Genomic DNA, 18,567 nt, shown 5'->3' with positions numbered 1-18,567 from the left:
GCTCGACCACCGCGGTCGCTCGACCACCGCGGTCGCTCGACCACCGCGGTCGCTCGACCGCGTGACGCTCTACCTGTGCATAGTCTCAGAGAGTTTCCGGGCCAATCATGGCAGCCGATCCGCCCTTCGGGAATACCGTTGCGGGTATAGGACCACCAGCCGTTGAACACCTGTTCACCGGCACAGGTCGTTCAGGTAATGGAGCTGCTCATGCACGATTTAGTCAGCATTTTCGCCAGTCTCGACAGTCCGGGGATCTACCTCGGCTGGGGTGCCTTCCAGATCCAGCTGGGCAACCTGATCGTCATCCTCGTGATGATCCTGCTCTTCGTCCTGGCCCTCTTCCTGCCGTTCCCGAGTGGTCGGAAACGCAAATGAGCCTCCGCGAGAACCCGCCGCGCGAACACGCGCCGGAGGAAGACGAGTACCACACCTGGACCGGCAAGGCCAGGGGCGCGCTGCTGCGGCGATTGCCCGCCGACAAGCTGCTCCCCGAGGACCAGCCGAGCTATGTCGCATCCTGGATCTACGTGTTCGGCATGGGAGCGATCGTCTCCCTCGTCTTCATCCTCGCGTCCGGAGTGATTCTCGGCCTGAACGGCCCGGCCTGGTACCACCTTTCGGATCTCGGCCATTTCGTGAACAGCGTGCACCTGTGGAGCGTCGAGCTCTTCTTCATGACCATGGTCGTGCACCTGTGGGGAAAGTACTGGATGGCCGCCTGGCGGGGTGGGCGGACGCTGACCTGGATCACGGGGATGGGAGCGTTCCTGGTTTCCATCGTGACGGCGTTCACCGGCTACCTGCTGCAGACCAACTTCGACTCGCAGTGGATCGCCTTCGAGGGCAAGGACGCGTTGAACTCCGCCGGCATCGGCGCCTGGTTCAACGTGGCCAACCTCGGTCAGATCTTCATGTTCCACATCATCCTCCTGCCCCTGGCCGTCGGCGCCGTCGTCGCCCTGCACGTCCTCCTCGTGCGGATGCACGGCGTTGTTCCCCCGCTCGAGGCCGCCGAGAGCGACGCCCAACTCCAAACCGGCGTGCGCCCCGACTCCGAGGAGGCCGGACGATGAACAACCCGAGATTGCGCGCGACCCGCGCGGACAAGGACGGGCTTGCCCGCCGCCCCTGGCGCGGCACGGTGCGCGAATACGACCTGTTCAAGGAGCTCACCGTCGCCCTGGTCGTGATGGGCATCCTCACTCTTGGACTCTCCGCGATCTTCGGCTCCCCCGACGAGGCAAGCGTCACCCTGAAGTCCTGGGCGAACGCCGCCCCGGCCGACTTCGTCGCCACCGCCACGGCCGAGCTCGCAGGCAGCAGCGAAACCGCCGGCTACGGGCCGCCGTACAACAACACGCCTGACGCGACCCAGACCCTCGGCCCCCTCGACCTGCAAAGCCTCTCCGGCGTGCAACTCCCGATCGACACGGCCAACGACCTCGTGATCGACCCGCTCAGCACGCTCAACGCTCCGCCACCCGAGCTGGCCGACTGGGTGAAGGCGAGCGACGCCCAGCGCACCGGCTGGAGCACCGCCTACTCGGATGCCCTCGCCAAGGCCACCGACAACGACCCGGCCAACGTGGCGGCCGACGCAGGCGCATACGGCCCCGTCCCCGTGCTGACGGACTCGCTGCTCACCATGGCGAAGCAGGGAGCGCTAGACGGCGTGCTCGCGGCGAAGGGCGACTTCTACAACTTCGATTACACCCTGGGCACCCTGTTCCTCGGCGACGGAGCGTACTTCGGCGACCTGGCCACCGCCCAGCATCTCACCGGGGACCAGTGGGGCATGATGAACGAAACCGGGAACACCCCGGGCCAGTCCTGGCTGTGGCTGTTCTCGTTCTGGTACCAGGTGGAGCCGTTCGCCTCGGCGCCGAACGCCGACCTGCTGGTGGTGCTCCTGATGCTGCTCCTCAGCGTTGCGCTGACCCTGGCGCCGTTCATCCCCGGACTCCGGGACATCCCGCGCTGGATCCCGGTGCACCGGCTGATCTGGCGGGACTATTACCGCAGGCGCTGATCGCCGAGCGGGTGCTGGGCCGAGACACAGCGCCCGGCGGGGTCTCGACAGGCTCGACCACCGGCGGCTCGACCACCGGCAGGTCGACCACCGGCAGGTCGACCACCGGCAGGTCGACCACCGGCAGGTCGAGCACCGGCAGGTCGACCACCGGAGGGGAGCAGCTGCGATACTACGAGGACATGTTCGCCGCCGGCGAGGCATCCTGTATCGACAACTACTGCGCCTTCGGCAACCCGCCGGGGCGTTCCTGACCCAGCGTAACCGCGCCCCGCAAGGACTGACCGACCATGACTGACCATCACCGCTCCCTCTCCATCGATGCCGGCCAGACGGGCATCCGGGCACTGCTCCGTGGCGGGGACACGGCCGATGAGACCTTCGGGTTCGACGGGATCCTGACCGACACGGACCTGATCCCCCAGCTGGTCGACGTGGTGGCCCGGGTGGCGGGGTCATCCGGGATGGCGATCCATACCGTCAGCGCGGGGATCTCCGGTTTCACCTACTCGCCGGCCGACGCCGACGAGCTGCGCGCGGCCACGGACGCCCTCGGCGTGCGCGAGGTCCGTCTCGCCCACGACTCGGTCACCTCCTACCTCGGCGCGCTCGGCGACAGCCTGGGCGCCGTGATCGCGGTCGGCACCGGGGTGGTCACCCTCGCCGTCGGCGAGGCGGCGGTCCGCCGGATCGACGGCTGGGGCAACCTGATCGGGGATGCCGGCAGCGGCTATTGGATCGGCCGCGCCGGCCTCGACGCCGCGATGCGCGACTACGACGGGCGCGGTCCACACTCGGCGCTGACCGACGCGGTGCGCGCGGATTTCCCGAACCTCGAGACCGCCTATCTCGAGCTGCAGGGCGATCCGGGCCGGGTTAGCCGCATCGCCGGGTACTCCCGGCATGTCACCGCGCTGGCCCCGACGGATGCCGTCGCCGCCGGCATCTGCGCCGCGGCGGCCGCCGAACTCGTGCTCTCGGTCGCGGCGGGGCTGCATGGCGTCGGCGAGGGCTCCGGGCCCGCGCCGGTCGTCTGCGGCCTCGGCGGGGTGCTGCGCGCTGAGGAGATCAACGTGCCGTTTGAGCAGGGGCTGCGCGCGTTGTGGCCGGCCATCGACATCCGCCCGCCGCAGGCGAGCTCGCTGGAGGGTGCCGCCCTGCTGCCCGTGCTGTCGGCCCGCAGCGCCCTTCGCGACCGGGTTGCGGTCTCCGTCGGGGTCGCCGAAGGCGAGTGAACGCTCGGGTCGGCATGGTCTCGGCAGGCTCGACCACCGGCGGGTCGGCATGGTCTCGGCAGGCTCGACCACCGGTGGGTCGACATGGTCTCGGCAGGCTCGACCACCGGGCGGCTCGACCACCGGCAGGCCTGACCAGCGGGGCCCGACCGGCGCGGGTCAGTCGACGACGGGCAGCAGGGCGGCCTCGAAGGCGACCCAGGCGAGCATGGCGCACTTGACCCTGGCGGGGTAACGGGAGACCCCGGAGAAGGCCGCGGCGTCGCCGAGGATCTCCTCGTCGGGTTCGATCGTGCCGCGCGAGCGCAACATCTCCCGATAGGTGTCTAGCATCGCCCTGGCCTCGACGACAGTCACGCCCCGCACGGTGTCGTGCAGCACGGATGCGGAAGCCATCGAGATGGAGCAGCCGTCGCCGCGCCAGGCGAACTCCTCGATCACGGCGGCGGTGCCGTCGCCGCGCACGCCGACCCGCACCGTCACATCGTCGCCGCAGGTGGTGTTGATCTGGTGGGACTCCGCGAGCCGCAACTCGCCCGATGCCGGGTCAGGCAGCGGGGCATCCGGCAACGCTGCCAACGGCCCGGCGGATGAGCCGTGCCGCGCCTTGGCGTGGTCGAGGATGATCTGCTGGTAGAGCTGCTGCAGGGCGGTGCTGGTCATGAGCGGACTCCGAAGAACGGCGCAACCTCGCGCAGGGTTGCCAGGAAATGATCCACCTCGTCGGTGGTCGTGTAGAGGTAGGTGCTGGCGCGGGTGGACGCGGTCACGCCGAGCCGCCGGTGCAACGGCTGGGCGCAGTGGTGACCGACCCGCACGGCAATGCCGGCCTCGTCGAGGTATTGCCCGACATCGTGGGCGTGCACGCCGGCCAGGTCGAAGCCGGCCAGGCCGATGCGTTCCGCTTCGAGCCCGGGGCCGAGCACCCGCACCCCCGGGATGTCGCTGAGACCGATCAGGAGCCTGCGGCCGAGTTCGGCCTCTCTGGCCTCGATCCGGCCCATTCCGGTCTCGGTGAGGTAGTCGACCGCCGCGGCGAGGGCGATCGCCTGCGAGATGCGCTGGGTGCCGGCCTCGAACCGCTGCGGTGGGGCGAGGAACTCGGCCGTGTGCATGTCGACGGTCGTGATCATCGAGCCGCCGGTGAGGAATGGCGGCAGGTCGGCCAGCAGCTCGGCCTTGCCGTAGAGCACCCCGATGCCGGTCGGGCCGAGCATCTTGTGCCCGGAGAAGACGGCGAAGTCCACGTCGAGCGCGGCCAGATCGACGGGCAGGTGCGGCACCGACTGGCAGGCGTCGAGCAGCACGAGCGCGCCGACGGCGCGGGCCAGGGCGACGAGTTCGGCGACCGGGTTGATCGTGCCGACGACGTTGGAGGCGTGGGTGAACGCGAGCACACGGGTGCGGGCTCCGATCACCGTGCCGGCGGCGGCCAGGTCAAGGGTGCCGTCGTCCAGGACGGGAATGAACTTCAGGGTCGCGCCCGTGCGCAATGCCAGTTGTTGCCAGGGGATCAGGTTGGCGTGGTGCTCCATCTCGGTGACGACGATCTCGTCGCCGGTGCCGAGCGCGAACCGGCGCGCCTGCGGCCCGCCGAGGCCGAGGGACGCGTTCGACAGGGAGTAGGTGACCAGGTTGATCGCCTCGGTGGCGTTGGACGTCCAGACGATCTCGTCGGCGCGGGCGCCGACGAAGGCCGCAACCGTGGCCCTCGCGCCCTCGAATGCCTCCGTTGCGCCGAAGGCGAGGGTGTGGGCGCCGCGGTGCACGGCGGAGTTGCGCTGTTCATAGAACTCCTGCTCCGCTTCCATCACGCTGACCGGGTTCTGGGAGGTGGCGCCTGAGTCCAGGTAGTTGAGCGGATGCCCGTTCACCCGGGTTTCCAGGATGGGGAAGTCGTTGCGGATCCGGGCCACCTCCTCGTCCGTCAACGGGCGAGCGGTCGCACGGGTGGACGAAGGTGCGGGGAGGGTCATGGGTTAAGGGTATTCCTTCGCACGGGGAAAGCGCACCCGGTGACGCCCCGCGGTCCCCCGCGCCTCCGCGCCTCCGCGCCGAGTATCCTGCCCCTGTTCTCCCCGCCCCTGTTCTCGCCGCCCCCGTGTGGCTAACTCAGGAAATCCGCGCGGATGTTCCGCCTCACCCCCGGATTCACACGGGAGCCCGGCAGGCGGCATCCTTTTCTCCTGAGTTAGCCACACGCGGGGGCGGGATTCAGTTTTGTGTGGCGACGACGGGGGCGGCGGTCAGGCCCCGGCCGAGAGATCGAGCCCGAAGGTCAGGGCGCGGGTGAACGCGGTCTGCGGATGCGCGAAGACCGTGCGCGTCGGGCCCTCCTCTACGATCCGGCCCCGCTCGAGCACGATCACCCGGCTGGCCAGGGCCAGGGCGTCGAGCGGGTCATGGGTGACGAGAATGACCGTGCGGCCGGCGAGCACCCGGTGCAGGAGCCGGCGCTGCGCCGGTACGGCTGCCACGTCCAGCGCGGTCATCGGCTCGTCGAGCAGCAGGAGCCGGGGGTCCGCCGCGAGGGCCCTGGCCACGGCCACCCGCTGGGCCTGTCCGCCGGAGAGTGCGGTCGGCCGGCGGTCGGCGAGGTCGGCGACCTCGGCCGAGGCCAGCCAGTCGTCGGCGATCTCCCGGGACCTGGCCCGGGATGCCCCCGCGCTTCGCGGGCCGAACGCCACATTGTCCCGCACCGAGAGGTGAGGGAACAGCAGCGGTTCCTGAGCGAGCAAAGCCGTGCCGCGGGCGTGCGGCGGCAACCAGGCGGCGGGCCTGCCCTCTCCGAGGTCGTAGAGGACACGGCCGGCCAGCGCGGCCCGTCCGGCGTCGGGGCGGAGCAGTCCGGCGCTGATCTCGACCACGGTGGATTTGCCTGCCCCGTTCGAGCCGAGCAGGGCCACGGTCTCCCCCTGCGCGACGGTGAAGGAGACGTCTAGTCCCCGTCGGGCGATCACGGCCGACAGCTCAAAGGTCACGACAGCCCCCTCGGTCGATGGGCGGTGACCATGACCACCACGGCCACGGCGACGAGCACGAGCGCGAGCGCGACCGCGGCATCCGGATCGGTCTCCCGTTGCAGGTAGATCTCCAGCGGCAGGGTGCGGGTGACACCCTCGAGGCTTCCGGCGAAGGTGAGCGTAGCGCCGAATTCGCCGAGCGCACGGGCGAAGGCGAGCACCGCGCCGGAGACGAGACCGGGCAGCACGAGCGGCAGGGTCACCCGCCAGAACACGACACTCGGGGTGGCGCCGAGGGTGGCCGCGACGGCCTCGTACCGCGCGCCGAACGCGCGGAGAGTGGCCTCGACGCTGAGCACGAGGAACGGCAGCGCGACGAAGGTCTGGGCCAGAATCACCGCCGTGGTGGAAAACGCGATCTGCACGCCGAGCAGCTCGAAGGTCTGGCCGAGCAGGCCCCGGCGGCCGAAGGTGGACAGCAGGGCGATGCCGCCGACGACCGGCGGCAGGACCAGGGGCAGCAGCACCACGGCGCGCACGAGTCGCTGCCCGGGAAACCGGCTGCGGGCCAGCGCGAGGGCCATCGGCACCCCGAGGAGCAGGCAGAGCACGGTGCTGGCGGCCGCGGTGCGCAGGCTCAGCAGCAGCGCGGTGACCGCCGAGGGCGACGTGACCAGACTGCCGAAATGGGCCCAGTCGACCCGGCCCGTCATGCCGACGATCGGCAGCACGATGAAGAGGGCGCCGACGGCCGCAATGGCGAGGATCCAGCGGGGCACCCCAAGCGTGACCGGACCCGCCGGCGCGGAACCGCGGGCCGCCGGCCGCCCGGTCAGCTCAGGGAGTGCCAAAACCGGCCGCCTCCAGCACAACCCGGCCGGCCGGCCCGGTGACGAACCGGGCGAAGGATGCCCCGAGCCCGGCATGCGGGCTGCCGGCGACGACCCCCATCGGGTAGCTGTTCACGGCGCGGTCCGCCTCGGGAAACGGGATCCCGAGTACCGACGTGCCGGCCGCGGCGACGTCGGTCACGTAGACGAGCCCGGCATCCGCCTCCCGGGAGGAGACCTTCCCGAGCACGTCGGTGACGGCGTTCTCCTCGCTGACCGGGGTGAGGGTGACACCGGTGGCCGCCTCGATCGTCGCCGCCGCGGCGCCGCAGGGCACCTGGGGGGCGCAGACGACGACGGCGACACCGGTGCGGGCCAGGTCGGCGAAGGAGGTGATGCCGGCCGGGTTATTCGGCGGAACCGCGATTTCGAGCGTATTGGTCGCGAAGACGGTCGGCGTGCCGGCCACGAGACCGGCGTCGCTGAGCCTGGCCATGTTTTTCGTGTCCGCGGCCGCGAAGACGTCCGCCGGTGCACCCTCGGTGATCTGGGTGACGAGGTCGGCCGAACCGGCGAAGTTGAGCGTCACCGTGACCCCGGGGTTGGCCGCCTCGAACTGGTCCGCCAGCGCGGTGAAGGTGCCGACCAGGGACGCCGCGGCGAAGACAGTGAGCGTCTCCGGCGACGACCCGGACGACCCGGCCGAGCCCGAGGAGACGGGTGCCGCCGCGGTGCCGGCCTGGCCGGCACAGCCGGCGGTGAGCCCGGTGGCCAGGACCAGTACGAGCGCGGCGGACAGCCGGTGGCGCCGGATCACGGGTGACCCCGGGGAGTCTCGACGATGACGGTGGTGGCTTTGACCACGGCGACGGCAACGGAACCGGGAACGAGGCCGAGCTCGCGCACGGCCTCCGTGCTCATCAGGGAGACGACCCGGTGCGGGCCGCACTGCAGCTCGACCTGGGACATCACCGGGTCGCTCAGCACGCTGGTGACCAGGCCGATGAACCGGTTTCGGGCCGAGCTCGCCGTGTCGGCCGGGTCGGCCGGCGCGAGCGCGTTCTCCCTCGCCAGCCTGGCCAGGTCGAGGCCGTCGACGACCATTCGCCCGGAGTCGTCGGTGGATGCGGTCAGGGTGCCGTTGTCGATCCAACGGCGCACGGTGTCATCGCTCACCCCAAGGAACCCGGCGGCGTCTTTGATCCGTATCTGCGACATGGAACGCATCTTATTACCGTATTCGCGGTTTCACCCAGCCTTGCGGCGCCGATCTGCGGCAGCGGTGGGGCCGACCTGGGGTGGTGGGGCAGGATGGAGGCGTGAACGCATCCGCGACAGCCCCGACCCGCGCCCCGCACCCGGAGCGCACCGCCCAGGTCATTGTCGCGTCGACGCGCGCGGCGGCGGGGATCTACCCCGACCGCACCGGACCCCTGATCGAGGCCTGGTTGATCGAGCGCGGCTGGACCGTGCTCGGGCGCCACGTGGTGCCGGATGGGGACCCCGTCGGGCACGCCCTGCGGGCCGCCGTCGACGCGGGTTGCGACCTGGTGATCACCACGGGCGGCACGGGCGTCAGTGCGCACGACCATACCCCGGAGCAGACCGCACCCCTGCTCGACCGGGAGCTGCCCGGCCTGATGGAGGAGCTTCGCCGTCGGGGCGCCGCCTCGACGCCCCTGGCCATCCTGTCCCGCGGCCGGGCGGGGATCCACCGCGGCCGCACGGTGATCGTCAACCTGCCCGGGTCGACCGGCGGGGTGCGCGACGGCCTCGGCGTGCTCGAGGACGTGCTCGACCATATCCTGGACCAGCTGCACGGGGTCGACCACTCCGCCTGAGGCGCACTCGTTCGCGCTAGGATGCCTGCAGCCGGGGCGACGCCGACGAGCCTTTGTTGTGAAGAGGCCGTGAGGATGCGCCCGAATCGGGCGGCCTCACGCGTCCCCGGCTAGGTTTTAGTTCAGAAACTAAGCAACTTAGTTACTTGGGGAGACCTGATGGACCTGAACACCGTACTGACGCTCATTTCCGCGCGCTCACGCGCCGACCTGGCCGCGCTGGGCAGGACGGTGGTGCCGCTGGCCGGCGGCACCGACCTGTTCGGCGATCCACAGGCCCACCTGACCGGCCTGGTCGACCTGCAGACCCTCGGCTGGGCGCCCCTCACCGTCACCGACGGTGGTCTCGACATTGCCGCCACCTGCACCATCGCCGAGCTGTCCCGCCTGCCGGAGGCGATCGGCCTGGCCGCGCATCCGCTCTTCTTCCAGTGTTCTGCGGCGCTCTACGGCTCGTTCAAGATCTGGAACGTCGCCACGGTCGGCGGCAACCTGTGCGCCTCACTGCCGGCCGGACCGATGACGGCCCTGGCCGCGGCCCTCGACGGCGAGATCCTCGTCTGGCGCAGCAACGGCACCGACGAACGCCTGCCCGCCGTGGACTTCGTGACCGGCAACCAAACCAACCGGCTGGAGCCCGGCGACGTGCTGCGCTCGATCTTCCTGCCGGCGTCGACGCTGGGCTCCCGCACGGCCTTCCGCCGGTTCGCCCTCTCCCCGCTCGGACGGTCGGCGACCCTGCTGATCGGCCGCGCCGATGTCGGCGGCGGCTTCGTGCTCACCGTCACCGCCGGAACCCGGCACCCGGTGCAGTTGCGCTACGACCGGGCACCCTCGGCGAGCGCGCTCAGCCGTGACATCGCTGCGATCGACGTCTGGTTCACCGATGCCCACGGTGCCGCAGACTGGCGCCGCGGGGTGAGCGTCGGGTTGGGCGAGGAGATCCGGCGAGAGCTCGAAAGCGGGGGGTCCGCCACGGCCTGGGCGGACGCGCGCGAGGAGGTGCGCGCATGAGGCTCGCCGTGAACGGTTCTCCGGTCGAGGCCCCGGCCGCCCCCGGCCAGTGCCTGCGATCGTTCCTGCGCGAGCGGGAGCATTTCGAGGTGAAGAAGGGCTGCGACACGGGAGACTGCGGCGCCTGCTCGGTGCTCGTCGACGGCACCCCCGTGCACTCCTGCGTCTTCCCGGCGTTCCGCGCCGACGGCACGAGCGTCACGACGGCGGCCGGCCTGGGTCTTCCCGGGAACCTCGCACCGGTCCAGCAGCGCTTTGTGGATGCAGCCGGGTTCCAGTGCGGCTTCTGCACCCCCGGCATGGTCGTCACCGCCTCCACCCTCTCCGAGCACGACCACGACGACCTGCCGCGCCTGCTCAAGGGCAACCTGTGCCGCTGCACCGGCTACCGGTCGATCGCGGACGCCATCCGCGGCACCCGCACTCCCATCGACGGCACCGGCACCCTCGACGGCACCGGCACCATCGACGCCCCTGCCCCCACCCTCGGCAGGGTCATTCGCACCGGGAAGGTGGGCACCTCGCTGCGCGCCCCGGCGGCCGAACGCATCGTCAGCGGGCAGGAGCCGTACACGCTCGACGTGGCCGTGCCCGGTCTCACCCACCTGGTCGTGTTGCGGAGCCCGCACCCGAGCGCCCGCATCCGCTCGATCGACAGCCGTGCGGCCTCGGCTCTACCCGGAGTGCACGCCGTGCTCAGCCACGCCGACTCCCCGACCACCCTGTTCTCCACCGCCCGGCACGAGGACCGGCTCGATGACCCCGACGACAGCCTCGTCTTCGACCGGGTGCTGCGCTTCCGCGGCCAGCGCGTCGCCGCGGTCGTCGCCGACACCGTGGCCATCGCCGAGGCCGCCTGCCGGCTGATCGTCGTCGACTACGAGCTGCTGCCCGCGGTCTTCGACCCGGCGGAGGCGCTCCGGCCGGGCGCCGCGCTCGTGCACGGCGACAAGGATGCCGCCGCGAGCCGCCTGGCCGATCCGAGCCGCAATCTCGTCGCCGAGCTGCACGGCGAGTACGGCGACATCGGCGCGGGGCTGGTCGAGGCCACCCGGCTCGTCACCGGCATCTGGCGGACCCAACGGGTGGCGCACACCCACCTCGAGCCGCATGCCACGATCGGCTGGCTCGAAGACGACCGCCTCGTGCTGCGTACGAGCTCGCAGGTGCCGTTCCTGGTGCACCGGGAGATCTGCCGCCTGTTCGACCTCGATCCCGACGCCGTGCGGGTGTTCACCGCGCGGGTCGGCGGCGGGTTCGGCGGCAAGCAGGAGATTCTCACCGAGGACGTCGTCACCCTCGCCGTGCTGAAGACGGGCCGCCCGGTGCAGTACGAGTTCAGTCGCACCGACGAGCTGACCGCGGCGCCGACCCGACACCCGATGCGGGTGCAGGTCACCCTCGGCGCGACCGACGAGGGCCGGCTCACCGCGCTGAAACTCGATGTGCTCTCCGAGACGGGCGCCTACGGCAACCACGGTCCCGGCGTGATGTTCCACGGCACCTCCGAATCGGTCAGCCTCTACTCCGTACCGAACAAACGGGTGGATGCCCGGAGCGTCTACACGAACAACCTCCCCTCCGGCGCGTTCCGCGGTTACGGTCTCGGCCAGGTTCTCTTCGGGATCGAGTCCGCGATGGACGACCTCGCCCACGACCTGGGAATGAACCCGTTCGACCTTCGCCGGCTCAACTGCGTCGGTCCGTCCGACCCCCTGGTGGTGACCCACGTGGAGGGCGCCGACCTGATCTTCGGCAGCTACGGCCTCGACCAGTGTCTGGATCTGGCCCAGGCCGCGCTCGAACGCGGCAACGGCGTGGCGGTCCCCGACGGCGCAGAGTGGCGGCTCGGCGAGGGCATGGCCACGGCGATGATCGCCACCATGCCGCCGCGCGGCCACTTCGCCAACGCCTCGGTGACCCTGGAACCGACCGGCCGGTACACGGTGCGGGCGGGAACGGCGGAGTTCGGCAACGGCACCACCACCGTGCACGCACAGCTCGCCGCGACGGCGCTGAACACCGACCCCGACCGGGTCGACATACTGCACGCGGACACCGACGCCTCCGGCTACGACACGGGCGCGTACGGCTCGGCCGGGGTGGTCGTGGCCGGCAAGGCCGTGCTCGCCGCCGCCACCGAACTGGCCGGGCTGCTCCGGCAGGCCGCCGCCGACCTGGCCGGGCCGACCCCGGCCGGACAGTCACGCGACGACTGGTCCCTCGAGACCGATGGCATCCGCTGCGGCGACACGATGCTGCCGCTGGCCCGGCTGGCCGTGCTGGCCGGTGCCTCCGGGCGGAACCTGACCGCCGCCGGCGCGGAGGACGGCGCGCGCCGGTCGGTCGCGTTCAACGTGCAGGCGTTCCGGGTTGCCGTGTCCACCCGCACCGGCGAGGTTCGCATCCTGCAATCGATCCAGGCCGCGGATGCCGGTGTCGTGCTCAACCCCGAGCAGTGCCGGGGCCAGATCGAGGGCGGGGTGGCCCAGGCGATCGGCACGGCGCTGTTCGAGGAGGTCATCCTCGACGGGGAGGGCACGGTCACCACCGGGGTGCTGCGGAACTACCACGTTCCCCTGCTGGCCGATCTGCCCGTGACCGAGGTGTACTTCGCCGAGACCTCGGATCTGCTCGGCCCGTTCGGCGCGAAATCGATGAGCGAGTCGCCATACAACCCCGTCGCCCCGGCCCTGGCCAACGCGGTGCGCGACGCCATCGGCATCCGCCCCTACGAGCTGCCGATGTCGCGCGACCGGATCTGGCGCCTGCTGCACCCGGGCCAGGGCTGAGCGTCGGGAACCCGGACTCCGTCGAGTCCGGGTTCGACCACCGGGGCTATCTCCCCCGTTTCTGGTCGTCCACGAGCACGGCCACGGTCCGGGCCGGCACGGTGATCGTGCCGGTGGCCCGGTCCCAGGTGGTGGTCTTGACCACGGCATCCGTGCCCGCGGCCTGGGTGCGGCTGAGCGTGTAGGTCTTGCCGACCAGATCCGCCAACCGGATCGTCTGCGGCTCCGGGCTCGCGTTGAACACCGTGAGCACCCCGTCGAGCCTGCGGTCCACGTCGGCCCCGACGGTGTCGTCGATGCGCATCACGATGACCCCGGGGATCTGGGTCGGTCCACCGGCCGGGAACGACAGTTTCTGCTTGATCAGCTTCGCGTCGCCGAGCCGGAACAGCTCGGTCGACTGCTTGAGCCGGAGCAGGTCCTTGGCCTGGTCAGACGCGGCCGCGATATCGACCGGGGTCGGCACGAGCGCCGGGTCCTCGAGCAGGGGCCGGAGGATGCCCCACTTGTCCTTGTTCGCGGCCGCCGACGGCAGCCCCACCCCGAAGTTGTTCGTCTGCCCGGTCCAGTCGATCCGGTTGAACCAGTCGCCCGAGTTGTAGCTGTCCCGGTCGAGCGACTTGGAGCGCAGCAGGTCGGTGCCGGCGTGCCAGAGCGACGGCGCCTGGGACAGGGTCGCGGTGGCCAGGGAGAGGGTGTTCATCCGCACCCGGTCGGTCATCGCGGAATCGGCCGGCATCTTGAGGGCGAGCAGGTCGAAGAGCGTCTCGTTGTCGTGCGCGTCGGCATAGTTGATCACCTCATCGGGCTGGTCGGCATAGCCGGCCGGGGAACCGTTGTAGTCGAGCTCGTCGCCACGCTTCACGGTGCCGTCCTGGGTCACAAAACTGAAGTCCCGAAGGTTCGCGGCGAGTCCGAGCCGCACCAGGTCACTCGCCTGGGCCAGCCTGGCCAGAGCCTGATCCGTGGTGCCGTTGATAGAGGCCCCGTTCGGATCGGTGCCGAGGCCGGTGCCGAAGCCCTGCTGCTGCACGGTGCCGCCGTCGACGGGACTGCCGCCGTGCACGGCGTCGCGCAACCGGTCGTTGAAGGTTCCGATTCCGGTGCCCCCGAGCTGACCCTGTGTGGCCTGTTCGAACAGGGCGTTGTTCGCCACCTCGCCGAAGTTCCAGCCCTCGCCGTAGAGGTAGATGGCCGTGCCGTCGATGCCGTCCTTCCGCTCGGTGAGCTTGTCCAGCGCACGGCGCACATTCAGCAGATTCTCCTTCGAGTGGTGACCCATCAGGTCGAACCGGAAACCATCGACCCGGTACTCCCTGGCCCAGAGAACGACCGAGTCGACCATGAGCCGTTCTGCCAGCCGGTGCTCGGTGGCCACGTTCTGACAGCAGGTCGAGGTCTCGACCGCGCCGAGCGGGTTCAGCCGGTGGTAGTAGCCGGGCACGACCTTGTCGAGCACGGACTTGGTACTCTGGCCGCTCGCCGCGGTGTGGTTGTACACCTCGTCGAGCACGACCTGGAGGCCGTCTTCGTGCAAGGCGCCGACCATGCTGCGGAACTCGGCCACTCTGGACCCGCCACGCGGGTTCGCCGCGTAGGAGCCCTCCGGCGCCTGGAAGTGCAGCGGATCGTAGCCCCAGTTGAAGCCGTCGGCGTCGGCCGTGGCCTGCACGCAGGCCTGCTGCTCCGGGGAGGCCGGTCCGAAGGATTCAAGATCGCAGGCCGGAACGGTCTGCTTGCTGCGGTCTTCCTCGATGGTGGCGATGTCGAAGGTCGGCAGGAGGTGCACGGTGTTGAGGCCGGCATCCGCCAGCTCGGCGAGGTGTCTGGTGCCGGCGCTGTCCACGCCGAACGCGCCGTAGGTTCCGCGCAGCGGCTCCGGCACGCTTTCGTCGGAGATGGAGAAGTCACGCACGTGCAGTTCGTAGATCGACCGGTCGACGGGGTTGTCGATCTCGGGCGACTCGGCCCGCTCCCACTTTTTGGGCCGGAAGTCCCGGTTAGCCAGGTCGACGAACACCGACCGGGTCGAGTTGGTCGTCAGGGCCACCGAGTACGGGTCGGTGACCTGGTTCACCTCGATCTTGTCGGTGGTCGGCGCGAACACCGTGACCTCGAAGAGGAAGGAGGCGTCGGCCCAGCCCTTCGCGCCGGTCGCCGTCCAGGTTCCGTCGGCCTGGCGTTTCAGGGTGACCCGCTCGGGTTCGGCGGCGTCGCCGGCGGTCCAGACGAGCAGGTCGACCTTCTGCGCGGTCGGCGCCCAGACCGCGACGGTCGGCCGCTTCTTCGACCAGGTGACGCCGAGCGGACGGGAGGCGGCGGCATCCGCGTAGAGGTCGTCGAGCACACCGGGCAGTTGCACCCCGGTGAGCGCGCTCAGCGTGCCGTCGGCGCCGGCCTGGCTGACCTGCAGCTGACTGGTGAGCAGCCGCTCGATGGCGGCGCGGTCGGTGCCGACCGGGCGCAGCACGACGGAGGTCGCCAGCGCGGGGAACGCCTTCTTCTGCGCGTCGGTCAGGCCCGCCGTGTCGTAGGCGAGTTTCACGGTGTCGCCGCCGGTCACGGCGCCCTCTGCGAGGGTCAGGGTCGCGTCCGGTGAGGTGTGGAGGGCGTAGACCAGGTCGGCCGGGTCCGCATTCACCGGCAGCAGGTCGCGCGGCCACGCCAGCGTCTTCTCGCCCAGCCAGTGGGCGCGCTGCTGACCGGTGCCGGCGAGCGGCGGGTCGGTGGCGAGAATGGTGAGCACGTGGCTGGCCAGGTCGTAGCTGAACGTGGTCTGCTTGCCCTCGGTCACACTGAAGCCGATGTTGGCGCCATTCGGCACGCCGTTCGCGCCGTAGTTCTCGGCCCAGCCGAGATTGTGCGCGACCTTGCCCTCGTAGCTGCCGGTGGGAAGGGCGCTCGTGCTCCAGGTGAGGATGCCGTCGCCGTCGATGTCCTGCAGCCAGGTGGCGAGGCAGTCGGGCTTCCAGTCGCCGGGGCAACCGGCCTCCTCCTGGAAGGAACCGGCAGCCACGACGATCGGGCCCTGCGCCGAGTTCTGGAAGAAGTTGTTTCGCGGGTCGAAGTAGAACGTCACCGGACCGCCTGGGGTGGTGAAGGCGACGTTCGCGCCGTTCGGCACGCCGCCGGCACCGTAGTTGATGTCCCAGGAACCGTTGATCGCGATCTTGTACTCGTAGTCACCGGGCGGCAGGTCGAAGGTGCCGGCGTAGATGCCATCGGCGCGTTTGGTGAGTTTCGCGGCCTCACAGCCCGGCTGCCAGTCGCCCGCGCAGCCGATCTCCGAGTCAAGGCTGCCGGCGACGGTGACCAGGTCGATGGCCGGCGCAGGGGTGCCTGTGTCGGCGAGGGTGACGGTGTTGCCCACCGACGCGAAGGTGGAGGCGGCCGCCCGGTTGCCGGCGGCATCCGTGGTCACCGCACGGTATTCGACCAGGGTTCCCCTGGCCAGTCCGGCGGTGTCGTGGAAGACCCGCGGGCTGGTGTTTTCGGCGGTGCCGAGGGCGGTCCAGTCCGGGGCACCGACCACGCGCCAGGCGAAGCCGGTCTCGGCCCAGGTGTTCGCGTCGACCGTGGCGGCGACCGGGGAGATTCCGGATACGCCGGCGCCGGGTTGCGGGACGGCGACCGTGATCGCGGCGGCCGCGCTCGGCGCCGTGACCCGGCGATCGGCGACGAGCACGACCGAGCCGAGCGCGGGGACGGTCACCGACAGCTCACCGGTGGCGGTGGCGCTGCCGGGGGTGCCGGATCCGTAGAGCACGGAGAAGGCCGCGCCGTCGGTGAGGGTCGGCACCGTGACGGTTTTCGCGGCAGCCGAGTTGTTGACGGCGACGAGGTGCTCGATCTTCTCGGTGCGGTCGACCCGGCTGAAAGCGTAGATGCCGGCTCCGGTGTCGGTGTAACGCTCGATCTGCGCGCCGGTCGCCAGCGCCGGGTGATCCTTGCGGAGTGTGGAGAGGGCGCTGATGAAGGTGTACAGCGGGGCATCCGTGCCGAAGCGGTCGACCGACCCGGCCGTCTCCCCCGTGATCAGCGGCTGGTTGGTGTAATCGGTGACCTGGCTGGCAAACAGGGACTGGCGGGCGTCCTTGTCGCCGCCGGAGCCGGCGAAGCCCTGCTCGTCGCCGTAGTAGACGACGGGCTGGCCGCGGGTCAGGTACATCAGTTCGTGGGCGAGCTTGTCCCGCTGCACCGGGGAGTCGGTGCTCTTCAGGAAGGACCCGATCCGGCCCATGTCGTGGTTGCCGAGGAAGGTCGGCAGGGCGTAGGCGTTGGAGTCGGGGGTCGTGTACCGGTCGTCGCCGGCGAACAGCTGGCTGAGGCCTTTGGCCGAGTTGCCGGCCGCGAAGCTCGTGGCCTGCGACTGGAAGCCGAAGTCGAGCACGGAGCTGAGGTCGGTCTTCCGCACGTAGGGAGAGGTCTTGGCGGCATCCGCGTCGTATACCTCGCCGAACATGAAGAAGTCGGGCTTGCCCGTGGAGCGTGCGTAGTCGCGCACCGCGGTGGACCAGGTCTGCCAGAACTCGAGGTTGACGTGCTTGACGGTGTCGATCCGGAAACCGTCGATGCCGAGGTCGACCCAGGTCTTGTAGACGTCGATGAAGCCGTTCACGACGGCGGGGTTCTCCGTCATCAGGTCGTCGAGGCCGGAGAAATCGCCGTCGAGCGCGCTCTCGCCCTCGAAGGTCGAGTCGCCACGGTTGTGGTAGAGCGTGGGGTCGTTCAGCCAGGCCGGCACCTTGCGGTCGGCGTTGGCCGGGGTCACGGTCGGCGTGTACGGGAACGAGGTCGTGTCGAGCACGGGGAAGTCGGCCGTGCCGGCGTAGTCGGCCGGATCGAAGGCGACGCCCGCGGCGGTCGTGTACGGCGAGGTCGCCTTGTCGATGTAGCTGTACTGCTTCTCTGCGTAGTCGATCAGGTCTGCGGTGTGGTTGGTGATGATGTCGAAGTAGACCTTGATGCCGCGGGCGTGCGCGTCGGCGATGAGGGCCTCAAGCTCGGCGTTCGTGCCCAGGTGCGGGTCGATCCGGGTGAAGTCGGTGATCCAGTAGCCGTGGTACCCGGCCGAGGCGTTGGCCCCCTCGCCCTGCACCGGGTTGTTCATGAACGACGGCGTGAGCCACAGGGCGCTCGTGCCGAGCCCCTGGATGTAGTCGAGGGAGGAGCGGAGCCCGGCCAGGTCGCCGCCGTTGTAGAAACCCTTGTTGGTGGGGTCGAAGCCCGAGACCAGCGGATCGGCACCGAGTCCGGCGGTGTTGTTGGTCTGGTCGCCGTCCTTGAACCGGTCGGTCATCACGAAGTAGAACTGCTCGTCGCTGCCCGGTTCGCGGATGGGGGCGGCCGCGAGTGCGGCATCCGCTCCGGAATACGGGCCGGCGAGGGACACCGCGTCGAGACCGACCCGTTTCTTGGCGAGGTCGAAGGTGAACCGCAGGGTGCTCTCGCCCGCGATCGTCAACGGGATGTTGTCGGCGCCGCCGTCGAGTCCATAGCCGACATCCCAGCTATCGTTCAGCGCAACCTTGTAGTCGTAACTGCCCGCCGGGAGAGTGAACTCGGCCGCCCAGACGCCGTCGGTCCCCGTCGGGGCGAGCTCGGTCGCTGCGCAGCTCGGTTGCCAGTCCTCACTGCAGCCGAGTTCGTTCTGGAGGCTTCCGACCAGGGCTACGGTCGGCGCTGCCGCCACCGCGGCGATCGGAGCGAAGACGAGGCCGGAGACGATGATCGCCCCGGAACCGATCGTGGCCAGAATTCGGCGTGCAGCGGTGCGCGTGGTCAGCATTGACTCTCCCCGTTCGGCGCCGAACGGCGCAAAGAACAACAGGTCAGACGCTACTCCGCGCCGCGCCCATCC

At 70.3% G+C, this 18,567-nt stretch carries 14 protein-coding genes and 1 pseudogene; 8 read left to right on the top strand and 7 right to left on the bottom strand.

What is annotated here, in order from left to right; genetic code table 11:
• Positions 1-210: 210 nt before the first annotated feature.
• Genes QMG61_RS01005 through QMG61_RS00985 form a run of 5 tightly spaced genes read left to right on the top strand, consistent with a single transcriptional unit; the run spans position 211 to position 3,267 of the window.
• Positions 211-378, top strand: a complete 168-nt coding sequence (locus QMG61_RS01005; RefSeq protein WP_283492463.1) for a hypothetical protein — start codon at positions 211-213, stop codon at positions 376-378.
• The gene (locus QMG61_RS01000; RefSeq protein WP_283492462.1) at positions 375-1,076 is read left to right on the top strand and encodes a cytochrome b N-terminal domain-containing protein; all 702 of its coding nucleotides are present in this window, start codon (positions 375-377) and stop codon (positions 1,074-1,076) included. Before QMG61_RS01005 ends, QMG61_RS01000 begins: the two co-directional genes overlap by 4 nt.
• Entirely contained in the window at positions 1,073-2,032 is a 960-nt protein-coding gene (locus QMG61_RS00995) for a hypothetical protein (RefSeq protein ID WP_283492461.1), read from the top strand. The genes QMG61_RS01000 and QMG61_RS00995 overlap by 4 nt, the downstream gene beginning before the upstream one ends.
• Positions 2,033-2,043: 11 nt before the next feature.
• Positions 2,044-2,286 (top strand): hypothetical protein, encoded by a 243-nt coding sequence (locus QMG61_RS00990; RefSeq protein ID WP_283492460.1) that lies wholly within the window; start codon positions 2,044-2,046, stop codon positions 2,284-2,286.
• A gap of 36 nt (positions 2,287-2,322) precedes the next feature.
• The gene (locus QMG61_RS00985) at positions 2,323-3,267 is read left to right on the top strand and encodes an N-acetylglucosamine kinase (protein WP_283492459.1); all 945 of its coding nucleotides are present in this window, start codon (positions 2,323-2,325) and stop codon (positions 3,265-3,267) included.
• Between the two features lie 159 nt (positions 3,268-3,426).
• Here the strand turns inward: QMG61_RS00985 and sufU are convergent, their stop codons facing one another.
• The 6 genes and pseudogenes from sufU to QMG61_RS00955 form a co-directional block, all read right to left on the bottom strand.
• On the bottom strand, positions 3,427-3,930 hold the full coding sequence (sufU, locus tag QMG61_RS00980; RefSeq protein ID WP_283492458.1) for a Fe-S cluster assembly sulfur transfer protein SufU: 504 nt from the start codon (positions 3,928-3,930) through the stop codon (positions 3,427-3,429).
• On the bottom strand, positions 3,927-5,243 hold the full coding sequence (locus QMG61_RS00975) for a SufS family cysteine desulfurase (protein ID WP_283492457.1): 1,317 nt from the start codon (positions 5,241-5,243) through the stop codon (positions 3,927-3,929). The genes sufU and QMG61_RS00975 overlap by 4 nt, the downstream gene beginning before the upstream one ends.
• Positions 5,244-5,519: 276 nt before the next feature.
• Positions 5,520-6,248, bottom strand: a pseudogene (locus tag QMG61_RS00970) (sulfate/molybdate ABC transporter ATP-binding protein); the annotation flags it as partial.
• On the bottom strand, positions 6,245-7,081 hold the full coding sequence (locus tag QMG61_RS00965; protein ID WP_502846982.1) for an ABC transporter permease: 837 nt from the start codon (positions 7,079-7,081) through the stop codon (positions 6,245-6,247). The gene QMG61_RS00965 and the pseudogene QMG61_RS00970, both read right to left, overlap by 4 nt.
• The gene (gene modA, locus QMG61_RS00960) at positions 7,068-7,874 is read right to left on the bottom strand and encodes a molybdate ABC transporter substrate-binding protein (RefSeq protein ID WP_502846985.1); all 807 of its coding nucleotides are present in this window, start codon (positions 7,872-7,874) and stop codon (positions 7,068-7,070) included. The genes QMG61_RS00965 and modA overlap by 14 nt, the downstream gene beginning before the upstream one ends.
• Positions 7,874-8,278, bottom strand: coding sequence for a TOBE domain-containing protein (locus tag QMG61_RS00955; RefSeq protein ID WP_283492455.1), 405 nt, complete (start codon positions 8,276-8,278; stop codon positions 7,874-7,876). The genes modA and QMG61_RS00955 overlap by 1 nt, the downstream gene beginning before the upstream one ends.
• A gap of 101 nt (positions 8,279-8,379) precedes the next feature.
• Here QMG61_RS00955 and QMG61_RS00950 point away from each other — a divergent pair, with 101 nt between their 5' ends.
• From QMG61_RS00950 to QMG61_RS00940, 3 genes are all read left to right on the top strand, one after another.
• Complete coding sequence (locus QMG61_RS00950; protein WP_283492454.1) at positions 8,380-8,901, top strand: MogA/MoaB family molybdenum cofactor biosynthesis protein; 522 nt, start codon at positions 8,380-8,382, stop codon at positions 8,899-8,901.
• A gap of 159 nt (positions 8,902-9,060) precedes the next feature.
• Positions 9,061-9,915: an FAD binding domain-containing protein gene (locus QMG61_RS00945; RefSeq protein ID WP_283492453.1), complete on the top strand. Its 855-nt coding sequence runs from the start codon at positions 9,061-9,063 to the stop codon at positions 9,913-9,915.
• Positions 9,912-12,707, top strand: a complete 2,796-nt coding sequence (locus tag QMG61_RS00940; RefSeq protein ID WP_283492452.1) for a molybdopterin-dependent oxidoreductase — start codon at positions 9,912-9,914, stop codon at positions 12,705-12,707. Before QMG61_RS00945 ends, QMG61_RS00940 begins: the two co-directional genes overlap by 4 nt.
• A gap of 46 nt (positions 12,708-12,753) precedes the next feature.
• On the opposite strand, the gene pulA is transcribed toward QMG61_RS00940, so the two are convergent.
• The gene (gene pulA / locus QMG61_RS00935; protein ID WP_283492451.1) at positions 12,754-18,495 is read right to left on the bottom strand and encodes a pullulanase-type alpha-1,6-glucosidase; all 5,742 of its coding nucleotides are present in this window, start codon (positions 18,493-18,495) and stop codon (positions 12,754-12,756) included.
• Positions 18,496-18,567 lie beyond the last annotated feature (72 nt).

This window comes from Cryobacterium sp. PH31-AA6 (assembly GCF_030063195.1).
Classification (GTDB): domain Bacteria; phylum Actinomycetota; class Actinomycetes; order Actinomycetales; family Microbacteriaceae; genus Cryobacterium.
The sequence above is the reverse complement of the archived record's forward strand: the minus strand, read 5'-3'. Positions and strand labels throughout refer to the sequence as shown.